The following is a 14,598-nucleotide window of genomic DNA, read 5'->3' as shown; positions in this document are numbered from 1 at the left end:
ACGCGTTGTGAGATGGTGGGGTCGATGTACGAAGTGATGGAAAGTGGTGTGAGGTGGTGGGGGCGATGTACGAAGTGATGGAACGCGTTGTGAGGTAGTGGGGTCGATGTACGAAGTGATGGAATGCGGTGTGAGGTGGCGGGGACGATGTGCGAAGTGGCGAAACGCGAGGTGAGGAGTGGTGGGTTTCCGATATACGAATTGGTGTAATTCGATATACGCATTCGGTGGCCGTGTCAACACGGCCACCCCACCTCGCACACCTGGACACTTAGCCGTGTCCAGGTATTTTTATAAGAGCCCGCTTGTTTCAGCGCTCCCAACTTTGTCCATACTGCATAATGTTAGCACCTTATCGAGCAGGAGGGTCATGGAACCATGTTGGCCGTTCATCAACGCATGGCGGAGTTATGGACATTACGCAGAGCGCGGGAGTTAACGCGAGCAGAGCAGGATGAGTTAATGCTGTGCATGGAAGCTAACGCGACATATGTATGGAACCGATTAAAACTAGAAAATTTATCGCTTTGCGCCTCGCTTACAGGAGATTATGATTGGCTCCATGATATTTGTGAGCGCATAGAAAAGATTGAACCTAAGCACTGACCAAAAGGGTCGGTGCTTTTTTCCTTTTCTGCTAGAGAGTGGACGGGTATAATGGTAGTAGTCTATTTTTAAGGAGATGCCTCATGGTAAGCTGGTTCAAGCAAGTGGGCGAAGCGCCCTATAAATTCTTACTTCTGGGTTTACTGCTACTGACAGCGCTAGTCATAAGACTATATCTTGCACCGATTTGGATGGGCTACGATACGGATGTCCGAACCTTCCTGGCTTGGTCAGACCGTGCCTATACGGTTGGATTGTCCGGCATGTATAACAACGCCAAGGACTACTTCCTCGATTATCCGCCAGGATATATGTATGTCCTCTATATTGTGGGTATGCTGCACCACAAGCTATCTATTCCATGGGAGAGCAGTCAATCTTTATTACTGCTGAAATCCCCTGCTATTCTGGCTGATATCGTAACTGTTTATTTGTTGTTTCGTCTTGCTTCAAGTTGGAAAGACGGAGCTCGAACATGGCTGCAAGCTATCGGGATAGCTGCACTGTTTGCTTTTGATCCTGCGATTTGGGCGAACTCTGCCATTTGGGGGCAGGTGGATTCGTTTTTTATGCTGTTTATTGTGGCGACATTTCTGCTGCAGCAGCGTGGGAAACTGCCTCAAGCTTCCGTGTTTATCGCTTTAGCTTTATTACTCAAGCCGCAGGCGCTTCTTTTTGGCATTTTTCTGCTCATTGATGTTATACGCAAGCGCAATCTGATGGTATTCCTGCTGAGTGTACTCAGTGGCATGACGACGATAGCGGTAGTTGCACTTCCTTTCGCTCTTGGAAGAGGTTATGGGTGGTTGATCGGGCTATACTCTGGCACTCTTGCCTCCTATCCTTACGCTTCCCTGAATGCGTTTAATCTCATGACGCTTTTAGGTGGCAACTTTATCGATATAAAAACGAGCTTCCTGCATCTTTCCTACGAAAAATTGGGTATAGTGCTCATGGTTCTTTCAATTCTGTACACCTGCTATTTATATATCCGTAGCAATGGTCAAAAGGGTGCTGTTTTATATGTAGCATTTTTGTTTATAACGGCTGTTTTTATGTGTATGACCAAAATGCATGAGCGCTACTTGCACTACGGACTCCTGCTAGCCCTTACGAGTTTTATTTATATCAAGGATCGCCGTATTCTTGGCCTGTTTATTGGATTTAGCTTGACTCATTTCATCAATATCGCGGACGTGCTGTTGCGAAGTTTTCATCAAGACTATCACATTCCGCGTTATGATCCTTTGATGCTGGCTGTATCTGCCATCAATGTTATACTATTTATTTATGCATGTATTTTGGGATGGAGGCTTTTCGTGCAATCACAACAAGAATACAGAAATCAGGATGACCCCGTTCCGATTCCAAAAGTCCCAACCGCGGACAAGTGGACTGAGCGTTGGAATGCCATTTTCAAAGAGAGTCCGGATGGTATTGAACGAAGCTCGAAGGGACGCTTTTTCACTAAAAAGGATGCGTTGTACTTAGGATTACTGGTAGTCGTTTATACCATCATCGCCTTATTCCATCTGGGTGGACACAAAGCGCCAACTACTTTTTGGAAGCCGACAACTTCGGGGGAAAGCGTCATCGCAGATCTCGGCAGTTCCCACAACATTACAAGAATTAACACTTTTGCTGGTGTTGGGGAAGGATCGTATACTTTCTGGTTTTCACAAGATGGCCAGCAGTGGCAAGATCAGATCGCTGTTAAATCCGATCATACCAAAGTTTTCACATGGAACGCAGTAGAGCCGATGAAAGATGCGCGTTACGTTAAACTGGTGATTGACGGGCAGGAAAGCGCACCGCTGCATCTGCATGAAATCGGGATTTTCGGGGATGGCAGTTCGACCATTTTACCGATTGCTGATGTCAAGGAACTAGATGTAAACCCGGCGGACGAAGGAAAAACAGCGAATTTATTCGATGAATCCAGCGTAGTACCATACACGCCTACTTACATGAACGGGACTTATTTTGATGAGATTTATCACGCAAGGACGGCCTATGAGCATCTTCACAAAATAGAACCTTATGAGAGCACACATCCGCCGCTAGGGAAAGTGCTCATGGCGATTGGCATATACATATTCGGACTCAATCCATTTGGATGGCGAATTATTGGAACGTTGTTTGGAGTGGGTATGATTCCCGTCATCTATGTGTTCGCGAAGCGGATGTTTGGCCGTTCGGAATATGCGTTTATCGCGGCATTCCTCTTAACGTTTGACTTTATGCACTTTGCGCAGACACGCATTGCGACCATCGATGTTTACGGCGTATTTTTTATCATGCTGATGTTTTATTTCATGTACCGCTATACGACGCTAAGCTTCTATCGTGAAAAGCTCTGGGCCACATTGGTCCCACTAGGGCTGTCCGGGCTCTTTTTCGGAATAGGCGCTGCCTCCAAATGGATCGTAATCTATGGCGGTGCAGGCCTTGCGCTGCTGCTGCTCTTATCTTTATTAGAGCGTTATAGCGAATATCGCTTCGCACGACGCTTGCTGCAGGAGGATGCTCACAAAGCGCCGCCTCAGGTTCAGTCGGAGACGGATGATGCAGAGCAGCACATCTCATTCCCGAATGAGGCCGAGGAAGTTACGAAGCCGTCTCTGTCAGATCCGGAGCRCAGCCGATTATTGCTTGTGCAGAAGTTATTTGCAAAAAATACGATCCTAACTCTCCTGTGGTGTGTACTCATGTTTGTCATCATCCCGTTAGGCATTTATACGCTATCGTATATTCCTTTCATGATGGTTCCGGGACCTGGGCATCATTTGAAGGATGTTGTTACTTATCAGGTGCACATGTACAAGTATCATAAGGATTTGGTAGCGACGCATCCGTTCTCTTCTCCTTGGTGGGAGTGGCCGATGATGCTGCGTCCAATCTGGTATTATCAAGCTAAGTTTATGCCGCAAGGCATGCTGTCGAGCATTGTCTCGTTCGGGAATCCGCTTGTTTGGTGGCCTGGTTTTATAGCTGTCATCTGCTCATTCTATGTGGCTGTGAAGAGGAAAGATAAGCTGCTGCGCATGCTGCTAATCGCTTATTGCTCCCAGTACTTACCATGGATGCTAGTGCCGAGACTGACGTTTATTTATCACTATTTTGCCATGGTGCCGTTCCTGGTGCTCATCTTGACCTACTATATCAAAGATTATTTGGAAGAAGGTCCGCTTCATAAAAGAAGGTGGGTTTACGGCTATTTATTAGGCGTGTTTGTACTGTTTGCACTGTTCTATCCGATTCTTTCAGGGATGATGATTCCATCAACGTATTCCTTCTTCCTCCGGTGGCTGCCGGGTTGGAATTTCTTTTAAGGAAAGTGGTTGACGTTCCTGACATGCGATGGTAAGATAATTCCAAGTAAATTACTATGAATTAAATGTCGACCTAACAGCGGAGACTCCGACCTTGTATCGAACAATGGAAACGGGGTCTCTTTGTTCATCAAAAACCATAATGGAGTGTGAATGAAATGGCAAAAGTAGTTATTATCTCAGGAAGTCCGACCCCCACATCCCGATTACACGGGGTTATTGAAGTAGCGAAGAACGAATTGGTGCAAGCGGGTCTTACCGTAGACTGGATCAAAGTACGCGATATACCTGCAGAAGACTTGCTGTATGCCAAGTTTGACAGTGAAGCCATTGTGAATGCGAACGCGCTTGTTGCTTCAGCGGATGCTGTTTTCGTAGCTACGCCGATCTACAAAGCCTCCTATACCGGTGTGCTAAAAGCATTCCTTGACCTGCTCCCGCAAAAGGGGCTGGAACGTAAAATTGTGCTCCCTTTAGCTGTTGGAGGTACGATTTCACACTTGCTTGCTATCGATTACGCGCTTAAACCGGTGCTGTCCGCATTGGGCGCACAAAATATTTTGCAAGGCGTATATGTGCTCGACAAACAGGTAACTTGGGGCGATCAGGGACAAGCCATTCTAGATGATGAAATCTCCACGCGGTTGCACGAGTCCGTAACGCAGTTTATCCAAGAAATTAACTGGCATACCAGTCGATAAATTTAAATAGATAACTTAAAGCTCTAACCGCCATTGGTAACTTTTACTGATGGTGGTTTTTTGTGCCGGTGAGAACGMTCCCGTGCTATACTGTACATATATTTATTTGGATAGGAGCGATTATGTTGTCAGAGAATTCATCTGGTTCCGTGCTGCTTGTTGACGGCATGGCCTTATTATTTCGCGGTTTTTACGCGACTTCATCGAGCGGTTACATTATGAGAACAGAGACTGGCGTGCCGATTAATGGCGTATACGGTTTTCTGAAATATTTACTTGATGCGATTCAAACCTTCAAGCCTTCCCACGTGGTATGCTGCTGGGATATGGGGAGCAAAACGTTCCGTACAGAGAAATTTGAAGCGTACAAAGCGAATCGCGGACCTGCCCCGGAGGAGTTAATTCCACAGTTCGATTTGGTGAAAGAAGTTACTGCCAGCTTTAACATCCCGAATATCGGGGTTGTCGGTTACGAAGCTGACGATTGCATCGGAACACTGGCCCGTACATACAGCCCGCTGACGAAGGTTCAAATTTTAACCGGTGATCATGATATGCTCCAGCTTGTGAATGAGAACACGGAAGTCATTATTATGAAAAAAGGGCATTCCAACTACATGGTTTATACGCTTGAAACGTTGATGGAAGAGAAAAGTCTCACGCCTGCGCAGATTATTGATCTGAAGGGTCTAACTGGCGATACGGCGGATAACTATCCGGGCGTCAAAGGCATCGGCGAGAAAACAGCGACCAAACTGCTAAACGAATATCAGGATATCGGGGGCATTTTGGAAAATCTGGCGGCGCTGCCAAAAGGTGTTCGAGCCAAAATCGAAGCGGAGCTCGAGATGCTGCATTTGTCGCGTGATCTGGCAACGATTCGTCTGGATGTGCCTGTTGCTTGTGCGCTTGAGGATTGCGGTTGGGCGATGGAGCGGGAGAAAGTGATCGCGAAGTTCGAGGAGATTGCGTACAAAGGCTTAATTAAGCTAATCGGTTAAGATATAGGGAATTTCAACGAACACTTGATGGTCGTACATGATGTAAAAAGTGCAGTAAATTCGCATCTGAACCAGCTGTAGGTACAGAATGATGTAAAAAGTACATCAAATATAGCGACACTATCACATTTTCGATGGAATCGCTGAGATTAACTGCACAAAATGCATGATTATCTCCGAAACCATCGATAATACGGAAATTTGCTGCACTTTTGCATCAAATTCAAATTAGAAAATGTCCGCTACGATTTCCCCTTGCGTGTCATCTCCGCAAGGCCAATCCACTGCGCCTCGGTCACCTCGAGCAGTTGAACAAGTAGGCCCTTGCACAATTGCAAGGGCCTACTCAAATTTTAACGCAATAACGGCCGATGTTCCTTATCGTTTTGGAGAAAAATGAGCAACTTGCTTCAGGATCTCATCAATTTGCTCCAACGTCTCAGATGCAAGTTGAATGTCGACGGCTTTCACATTCTCTTCGATCTGTTCAGGCTTCGTCGCCCCGATGAGAGCCGTGCTGACTCCCGGTTGACGGAGCACCCAAGCTAACGCTAGCTGAGCCAGGGAAATATCTTGTTTGCGGGCTACTTGCTCTAACTCCTGCACAACAAAGAGCACTTGCTCGTTCAAATAGCTCGTGATGATGCTGTTGACGGAATTGTTGGCTGCCCGGCTATCTGTTGGTAGCGGTGCACCCGGCTTGTATTTGCCGGTAAGAATGCCTTGAGCAAGGGGGGAGAATACCACTTGTCCTAATCCTTTTTTCGCCGATACAGGCAGCACTTCCCGTTCGATATAGCGCTCGAACATATTGTAGATCGGCTGATTCGAGATCAGCGGGCGCAAGTTCAAACGTTCAGCAATGCCTGCTGCTTCGGTAATTTGTGCACCTGTCCATTCGCTGACAGCGGAGTATAAAATCTTACCTTGCGCCGTCAGGTCATCTAAGGCGCGTAGTGTTTCTTCCAGTGGTGTTTGCGCATCATAACGGTGGCAGAAATACAAGTCGATATAGTCGACGCCTAGGCGTTTTAAGCTAGCTTCACACTGCTCAAAAATATGTTTGCGCGAAAGTCCACGATCGTTAGGGCCTTCGCCCATCGGGAAGAAAACTTTCGTCGAAAGAACATAAGATGAGCGCTGATATGGCTTAAGAGCCGCCCCCATCGCTTTCTCACCTTCTCCTCGATTGTAGGCATTGGCTGTATCAAAAAAGTTGATACCGCTCTCAAAAGCTTTTTCAATACAAGCATCGGCTGCTTTTTGCTCAGCGGCTGTACCGTAGGTAAGCCAACTTCCGAGCGCAATTTCACTCACTTTTAAACCACTATTGCCAACGTTTCTATATTTCATCGTACTCATCCTCTCGCTCTCTCATTCTACTGCTTTACTGCCATTATAAGAGGCTTCTAATCGCAAAGGCTCAGCAAAATGCGTATTAATGTAACGCACGATCGTTGATATCTTCCTATGCAGAGGAGAGACATGCTCAGGTGACGTGACAGGGTGCAGGCGAACAAAACGGGCAGTGAACAGCAGCAACTCGGTCAGAAAATGACGCAGAGCGAAGGTTTGTCCGAGCTGGGGTTCTTTCGCTTCATGGATCATTTTGCCAAGTATATCTTCGACAAATCGCCGGGTCGGGAGATCGAGCCTGAGCACAGGCGCAGCATGCGTGAAGGCATCGAGCAGGAAAGGAGCATCGGCTTTCATACTCTCGAGGAAGTTGTCGCTGAAATTCATCACAACACGCGCATGCCCAAGCTTATCGGAGTCGGAAGTGGCGTGAAGTTCACGCCGATTAATGAGCACCAAGTCTCCCGGAAGAATGAGATATGAGCGGTCCCGAATGAAATACATGCGTTCACCTTCATACAAATAATAGAGCTCATACATATCATGCATGTGCTGAGTTCTCTCGAACGATCCAATACGATGAATATGTTGAATATAAAATGGGCCTTCATCTTCATTGCCGAAGGTGACGGTACTGGGCATGAGAGTACTCCTTACGTTCGAGTTGTTGTAAGGGAAGTATATCACAGTCCCAGTGAAAAATATGAATAGTTTTCCTTGAAAATAGGAATAGATGAAGAGAAAACGCTCCTAACTTGCGATATGATTAAGCTATAAGAAAATAGCAAACGTTTGCAAAATAAGGGAGGAACACAAGAATGAAAGAGCTTATCGACGCAATCAAATCAGGAAATACATCGATGCTATCAGCACCAGGCGTTAAAGTATATGCGGCATCTTTTACACAAATTGGAAATACTTCGCTAGTTATGGTACGTACGGAGGCTGGAAAGCAGCTGCTCGCGGTTGGTGAGAGTGATTTGTTCAATCAATTAAACGGAGAAGTTGTTGATGGTGCGAAAATTGCTCCCTTAACGCACGAGAATCGTTTGACGCTAAATCAATTTTTGCCTTATACAGCCCCGCAAGCCTTTGGCACGCAAGTAGCTACGATGGGTCTGGGTGATCGACTCGGTATTGCAAGCCCTGGACATATTCAAACGATTCGCGGCAGAGATATTCGTCCGGTGTTGGCACAGCAAAGTATTCGTGAGCTTGCGCTTACAGGCAGAACGTATGAAGATGTTTTGGATGCAGCCGCTTATGCCGTATTCCAAGAAGGCTACAAAGATGGGTATGGCGCAGATGGCGACCATTTGAAAAAGGAAGAAGACATTGAGTACGCACTGCGTCTTGGCTTTACCATGTTGACGCTGGATTGCTCTGAAAATATTGATAATACGATCGAAACGTTATCCGCAGAGGAAGTAGCAGCGAAGTATGAGAAGTTGCCTGCAAGCTTGCGTGAGCACTACGAGAAACGTTACTTGGAGACACCTGCTAATGTTCCAGGTGCAGCACTTAACTACACGCGCGAAGCGCTCCAAAAGGATGTTCTGATCTACGACGCAGCGATTAATTTCATGGAAGCCATTTACCGCAAATATATCGCGACGCTGGATCGTGCTGTTGATTTTGAAATTTCGATTGATGAAACGGCTACACCTACATCGCCAGAAGCTCACTATTTGGTAGCGAACGAGCTTCGTGATCGCGGGGTTACTATTTTCAGCATGGCGCCGCGTTTCTGTGGGGAATTCCAGAAAGGTATTGACTACATCGGCGATATCGCGCAATTTGAGCGTGAACTGGCGAGCCATGCGGCGATTGCTGTGCATTTTGAATACAAGCTGAGCATTCACTCCGGTAGTGACAAATTCAGTGTGTTCCCACTGATCGGACAATACACCAACGGTTTGTTCCACATCAAAACAGCGGGTACAAATTGGCTTGAAGCGGTACGTGTAGTAGCAAAAGTGAACCCTCCCCTGTATCGCCGCATGCATCAATTCGCTTTGGATCATTTTACAGAAGCGACAGCTTATTATCACGTGACAACGGATATCAATGCCATCGTTCCACTTGCTGAAGTTGCGGATGCAGATCTGCCAAACTACATGGAAGAGAACAACGCCCGCCAATTGCTGCACATCACATACGGCTTGCTGCTGCAAGCCAAAAATGCAGATGGCAGCAAGCCGTTTGCTGACGAGTTCTTCCGCACGATGGCAGAACAGGAAGACGTATTCGCTGAAGGTTTGCGTCATCATATTGGCAGACATTTGGAGCTGCTGGGTAAATAAAAACACAAAAGAGGCAATCTACAAGCAGATTAACTGCTTATAGATTGCCTCTTTTTCAAATCCTATTCTTGATTCAAAGGTTCATTACGGTCATCATCTGCACCAGGATAATCCCGCTTGATGCCTTCATGCAGCTCATGATTTTCATAGGAAAATCTGTTCGGAGGGCGTTGATCCTTCCGCCAAGGGCTGCTTTTTCCCAGCGATTCCGTGTTTAGGCTTGTGCCATAAGGGCCTTCGGGAAATTCCTCAGGTATCAGATCATTTCGCTGAGACTCGACCGTCTCCAAATCGGCGTATACATCTCGCTCTTCAGGTATGAAGCCCTTTGTTTCGGTATGCTTGTCTTTCGCGGTTTCTTCGACACTCATGGAAAATGCCTCCTCATCTGGGTTGCGTTTGCTTTTTCCAGTGTCCCCCGCTGATCCATTAAATATCCGTGAAATGAATGGAACCGATAATTTGCTGTAAAAATTCATTGAGTTCCAATGCTTGTTCCYCATTGAGCTTGAACACGTACTCTAGGTATCCCTCTTCAGCAAGATCATCGGGACCAATTACCGCACTGCGTCCTGATTGCAAATCAATCACAAGCTTTTTGCCAAAATAGCGGGTTGTAGTCATTATCGCAAGGTCAAAACGGTGCAGCGCATTGCCGACGAAGCATACAAAACGCGTTGTCGTTTCTTCTTGATGGTCGTATAAAAAGTCATAATCAGACATAAGGGCCCTCTTTTCATTCTGGTATGTCTTTCATTATAACCGAAATAGGCTTGTCATCAAAACATAGGTTGCGCCTATCTTACAAACATGGTATGATTTGGATATTAGAAAAAGGGAAGCACCTTTTCAGCCTAGCTGAAGAGGTGCTTTTTCGTTTTTCTTACCCTATTTTTCGCGAACGTTTGGAGGAGGTAAGTATGAACATTGTTTTTTTAAACACATTGGAGAAAGAAACGGGGGATCATCAAGTTATATCGGCGCAGGTGTCGATTGCTGAGGAGCAGGGCGTGTGGAATGTGTTCTGGAATGAACCCGACAGTGCAGGCAAGCAGCAGCAAGCTCAGTGGTATCAGGGAATGAGCTGGGACGAGATGCTAAGCATCTTTCGTCATGGCTTGCGAGAGAAGTTTCGCTGCGGTTTCCGTCCTATTGTGAGCTCGGATCTGGAATCGGCCCAGACGTTGTCTGGCAAAGCGAGGATGACACAGATGCTGACCTATTACTGCGAAGAACATCCAAGCGAAGAAGTGTATGAACCTCTTCGTGCGTGGAGACGTGAACAAGCCGCGCGCGAAGGCAAAGCGCCGTATATTCTCGCTACGAATCGGGTGCTGCGCATGATTTCTGTTTTCTTGCCTCAAAGCAAGGAGGAGCTGCAGCAAATCCCTGGTTTTGGTGAGCAGAAGACCAATATGTATGCTGGGGATATACTAAAGCTAACCGCAGAGTACAYGCGTACGAATAACTTTCCTTTAGATTGGGTTGCCAAGAGCGTCGATATCGTCAAGTTCGAGTCGTGGCTCCTCGCTCAGAAGGAACAGAAGCTGCGCATGGAGCTGGACCGTGAAGTCAGTAAACGCAAGCTGCTGGAGATTGCTGCTCGCGGAGGCAGCCTAGCTGATCTTCAAGCTGATTTGACGATGCCGCGTAGAGAGCTCCTGCTGTGGGTAGAGGAGTTGGATCGGGAGGGTTACGATATGGATCTGCTGGTGGAAGCAGAGCTGACTTCGGTCCCGGAAGAGGAACAGATCAAAGCGTGGAACGCTTTCGAATCTGAAGGCGACCGCTATTTGAAACCGGTTCTTCAGCGGATGGGCGGCACGGAGGAGCTGAAAGGCAAAGAACTCGACCGCGCTTATGAATGGCTTCGATTGCTGCGATTACGCTTCCGCAAGGAGAAGGAAAGCATGAGTGCTCAAGCTGCAAGCTAGTATTGACAGCGCTTAGGCAGATATGATTAAATGATCAATAATCTTAATAGCAATCAAAGCGATGACGAACTGGGGCTATGCCCTTAGTAGGAGCAATGCCGCTGCTGCAGAGAGTCGGTGGAAGGTGCAAACCGATGCAAGTATGGCTCCGAATTACCGTTCTGAGTTGGTTGAGGGAACATGCTCCCAAGGGAGCATCAGTAGCTTATACCCGGCATACTATGCCGTTACAATGACTAAGTGAAAGAGAAGGCTGCGAATGAGAGTTGCAGAACCTTCGCTTTAATTAGGGTGGTACCGCGAGACAACCGTCTCGTCCCTTTGTGGACGATTTGGTTGTCTTTTTGTTTTTTCTCGAACTGTTTTTTTATAGCGATTAAGGAGGGATAGTAGAATGACCGGAATAGAGTTAACCGATACACAGAAGCAGGAAGTTCAGCGTCAGCTGCAACTTATTAAACGAGGTGTGGCAGAGATCATACCGGAAGATGCCCTGAAACAGAAGATTGCCCAGGCAATCGTGATAGGAAAACCGTTGAAAGTGAAGCTGGGCCTAGATCCGTCCGCACCGGATATTCACATTGGGCACACCGTTGTTTTGCAAAAACTTCGCCAATTTCAAGAACTAGGCCATGAAGTTCAGCTGATCATCGGAGACTTCACGGGTCGGATCGGCGATCCAACGGGGAAATCGGAAACACGCAAGCAGCTGACAGAAGAGGATGTTCAGCATAATGCTCAGACATATCAGAAACAGCTGTACAAAATCCTGGATTTCAGCAAAACGACTTTTTACTACAATTCTAGTTGGCTAGGTGAACTGAAATTCGATGATGTGCTGAAGCTGGCGGGTAAAGTAACGGTCGCGAGGATGCTGGAGCGGGACGATTTCGCCAAAAGATACGCGGCGAACCAGCCGATTCATGTGCATGAATTTTTCTACCCGTTAATGCAGGGCTACGATTCGGTTTCACTTGAGACCGATATTGAGCTTGGGGGCACGGATCAGACATTTAATATTTTGATGGGACGTACGCTGCAAGGTGCTTATGACATGAAAGACGGGCAAGTGGCTATTCTGATGCCGTTGCTCGAAGGGCTGGATGGCACGCAGAAGATGAGCAAAAGCTTGAAAAATTACATCGGTATCGATGAGGCTCCGAATGAAATTTTCGGCAAAACGATGTCAATTCCAGATTCGCTTATGTTGAAATATTATGAGTTAACGACTGCAATCTCAGGTGAGGCTCTTCAGGAGCTGAGAGAGGGACTGGAGGCTGGTTCCATCCATCCAAGGGATGCCAAGATGAAGCTTGCGAAGGAATATGTGCGAATGTATCATGGTGCGGAAGCAGCTCAAGAGGCTGAGCAGCACTTTATTACGGTCTTTCAGAAGCGGGCACTACCGGACGATATTGAAGAAATGCAGATAGACGAAGATCTGCTGGAAGCGGGTCAAATCTCTATTATTAAGCTGCTTGTTTCTATGGGGCTGCAAGCATCCAACGGTGAGGCAAGACGCAGTGTTGAGCAAGGCGCGGTGAAAATCAATGAAACGAAGATTACGGATATCTATCAAGCACTCCACCCGCAGGACGGCGATATTATTCAGGTAGGAAAACGTAAATTCGTGAAAATCAAACGGGGCTAGCCCAAAAAGGGCTTCCTGATCAGCCGTGTCAGCTGCTTCAAGAAGCCCTTCCTCCTATTAAAGCCATTCTTTTTTGCGGAATAAGATATACATCGCAATGCCTAGCACACCCATGAACGCTAAGACGAATTCGTCACCGTGAGCGACATGGAGCCCTAGAATGTTGTCAAAGTTCATTCCGAACACACCTGTAATGAACGTCAGCGGCATGAAAATGGTTGTCAGTGCGGTAAAAACACGCATGATATCATTCGCGCGGTTAGCCAGGCTGGACTGATAAGCTTCTCGTAAGTTCCCCATGAGATCGCGGAGCGTATCGAACGTATCCACAATTTTCACGGCGTTCTCATAAATGTCGCCAAAATATTTCTGCAGCTGGTGGTCGATCAGCCTGAGCTCCTTCTTGCCGAGCGTACCGATGACATCGCGCTGCGGAACGAGCACTTTTTTGAGCCAGAGAATTTCTGAACGAAGTCCGATGATCTCATTCAAATGCGATTTTTTGGTTGCTACCAAAATATCTTCTTCCAGCTTTTCAATCTTGGCCTCGATACGGTCACCAACCGCAACGTAATTATCGACGACAAGATCGACTAGATGGTATAGGAAACGATCGGCGCTGTTGACCTCCTCTTCCCAGAGAAAGGGCTTTAAAGCGCGAAGTTCATTGATTTTTTGTCTAGTAACGGTAATAATGACATGCTTGCTAAGAAATAAATTAAGTCCGCGTAGGAAAATCTCTTCATCATCGAAACGAATGCTATTAATAACGATAAAATAATGCGAATCATAAAACTCAATTTTAGGACGCTGTTCCTCTTCGCTCAAGCAGTCCTCCACGGCCAAATCATGTAGATGGAATAAAGGCTGAAGAAGTTCTAAATCCTCGATCCCTGCATCAATCCAATAAAAGCCTTTTTCTGGAGGTGTTAGTGCGACAGACACGTCTTCGACCAATGTGAAAATGCCATTCTGAACCCACCGTGTTTTCATCTGATCCACCCCTTTGCATGGAATCAGCCGGTTACGTTCATCATGTGTGCGAGACTACGAATGATGGTATAACCGACTGCATTCCTACACTATAAAATTTACTAAACTTGCAGGTGCTACTCCTCGGTTCCCCGTCCAAACGTATGCCCCCCTTTTGCGTCCGTGTCGAATAATACTTGTCTAGTATAACCCTTCATATACCCCGTTTCAAGCCAAAAAGTTTGGCGAAACAAGTAGGGATACGCTTTAGATACTTTATGGAATAAGGGCTTGTTCGGTGTCAAAAAAAAAAGCGCCATGAGTTACATGGCGGCTTTCAAGATCTTCGCTTTCATTTCTGTATAAATGTCAATCAATTCAGAACTACCTCGGAGCAGTAGTTCTTCCTCATTCTTTGCACCGTAGATTCGACATAATAAGGCTGCGGCATCCTCAGCTTGTTGCATAGTTGGCTTCGATGTTTCAATTAAAGCGAAATATCGATTCAATGAAGCGAAAGCAGAGAAGTTATCCGAAGTTGGTGCGGACATAATAGACCCCCTTTGTTGGTTAGATAATGTAATCAGTTTGATATTTATTTAACCCTGTTTCGAGTTATTTAAACACCAATTAACGATACATTTCGTATCAATAATATCATAGTTGGACAGCCTTATGCAATTTCTTTATTTTTGGRAGTTGTCAGGATCGGTTAATGTCTTGACTTTACCTTATTTTATAG

13 protein-coding genes and 1 other annotated feature are annotated in these 14,598 nt (G+C 46.4%); of the genes, 7 read left to right on the top strand and 6 right to left on the bottom strand.

Going from position 1 to position 14,598, the window contains the following annotated elements; translation table 11 throughout:
• The first annotated feature begins 378 nt into the window (after window positions 1–378).
• From AC1DUA_RS14960 to AC1DUA_RS14945, 4 genes are all read left to right on the top strand, one after another.
• Window positions 379–606, top strand: a complete 228-nt coding sequence (locus AC1DUA_RS14960) for a DUF7667 family protein (RefSeq protein WP_127457765.1) — start codon at window positions 379–381, stop codon at window positions 604–606.
• An 83-nt stretch (window positions 607–689) separates the two neighbouring features.
• Complete coding sequence (locus AC1DUA_RS14955; protein ID WP_477500527.1) at window positions 690–3,938, top strand: glycosyltransferase family 39 protein; 3,249 nt, start codon at window positions 690–692, stop codon at window positions 3,936–3,938.
• Between the two features lie 158 nt (window positions 3,939–4,096).
• Window positions 4,097–4,639, top strand: a complete 543-nt coding sequence (ssuE, locus tag AC1DUA_RS14950) for an NADPH-dependent FMN reductase (protein WP_477500526.1) — start codon at window positions 4,097–4,099, stop codon at window positions 4,637–4,639.
• A gap of 122 nt (window positions 4,640–4,761) precedes the next feature.
• Window positions 4,762–5,640: a 5'-3' exonuclease gene (locus AC1DUA_RS14945; protein WP_477500525.1), complete on the top strand. Its 879-nt coding sequence runs from the start codon at window positions 4,762–4,764 to the stop codon at window positions 5,638–5,640.
• 378 nt (window positions 5,641–6,018) lie between these two features.
• Here AC1DUA_RS14945 and AC1DUA_RS14940 read toward each other — a convergent pair whose 3' ends face one another.
• On the bottom strand, window positions 6,019–6,993 hold the full coding sequence (locus AC1DUA_RS14940) for an aldo/keto reductase family protein (protein WP_477500524.1): 975 nt from the start codon (window positions 6,991–6,993) through the stop codon (window positions 6,019–6,021).
• Between the two features lie 21 nt (window positions 6,994–7,014).
• Window positions 7,015–7,638, bottom strand: coding sequence for an AraC family ligand binding domain-containing protein (locus AC1DUA_RS14935; RefSeq protein WP_477500523.1), 624 nt, complete (start codon window positions 7,636–7,638; stop codon window positions 7,015–7,017).
• 176 nt (window positions 7,639–7,814) lie between these two features.
• On the opposite strand from AC1DUA_RS14935, the gene AC1DUA_RS14930 reads away from it, so the two are divergent.
• On the top strand, window positions 7,815–9,299 hold the full coding sequence (locus AC1DUA_RS14930) for a tagaturonate epimerase family protein (RefSeq protein WP_477500522.1): 1,485 nt from the start codon (window positions 7,815–7,817) through the stop codon (window positions 9,297–9,299).
• 62 nt (window positions 9,300–9,361) lie between these two features.
• Here the strand turns inward: AC1DUA_RS14930 and AC1DUA_RS14925 are convergent, their stop codons facing one another.
• Window positions 9,362–9,670: a hypothetical protein gene (locus tag AC1DUA_RS14925; protein ID WP_477500521.1), complete on the bottom strand. Its 309-nt coding sequence runs from the start codon at window positions 9,668–9,670 to the stop codon at window positions 9,362–9,364.
• A gap of 58 nt (window positions 9,671–9,728) precedes the next feature.
• Complete coding sequence (locus AC1DUA_RS14920; protein ID WP_477500520.1) at window positions 9,729–10,022, bottom strand: DUF3055 domain-containing protein; 294 nt, start codon at window positions 10,020–10,022, stop codon at window positions 9,729–9,731.
• 197 nt (window positions 10,023–10,219) lie between these two features.
• Between AC1DUA_RS14920 and AC1DUA_RS14915 the strand changes: the two genes are divergently transcribed.
• Entirely contained in the window at window positions 10,220–11,233 is a 1,014-nt protein-coding gene (locus tag AC1DUA_RS14915; protein ID WP_477500519.1) for an HRDC domain-containing protein, read from the top strand.
• Between the two features lie 52 nt (window positions 11,234–11,285).
• Window positions 11,286–11,557, top strand: a binding site (T-box leader).
• A 70-nt stretch (window positions 11,558–11,627) separates the two neighbouring features.
• Window positions 11,628–12,884, top strand: coding sequence for a tyrosine--tRNA ligase (gene tyrS / locus AC1DUA_RS14910; RefSeq protein ID WP_477500518.1), 1,257 nt, complete (start codon window positions 11,628–11,630; stop codon window positions 12,882–12,884).
• 57 nt (window positions 12,885–12,941) lie between these two features.
• Here the strand turns inward: tyrS and corA are convergent, their stop codons facing one another.
• Window positions 12,942–13,877, bottom strand: a complete 936-nt coding sequence (corA, locus tag AC1DUA_RS14905; RefSeq protein ID WP_477500517.1) for a magnesium/cobalt transporter CorA — start codon at window positions 13,875–13,877, stop codon at window positions 12,942–12,944.
• Window positions 13,878–14,179: 302 nt separating this feature from the next.
• On the bottom strand, window positions 14,180–14,407 hold the full coding sequence (locus AC1DUA_RS14900) for a hypothetical protein (RefSeq protein WP_477500516.1): 228 nt from the start codon (window positions 14,405–14,407) through the stop codon (window positions 14,180–14,182).
• Window positions 14,408–14,598: the final 191 nt, after the last annotated feature.

The sequence above is a fragment of the Paenibacillus sp. 01T422 genome, assembly GCF_056398785.1.
The sequence above is the reverse complement of the archived record's forward strand: the minus strand, read 5'-3'. Positions and strand labels throughout refer to the sequence as shown.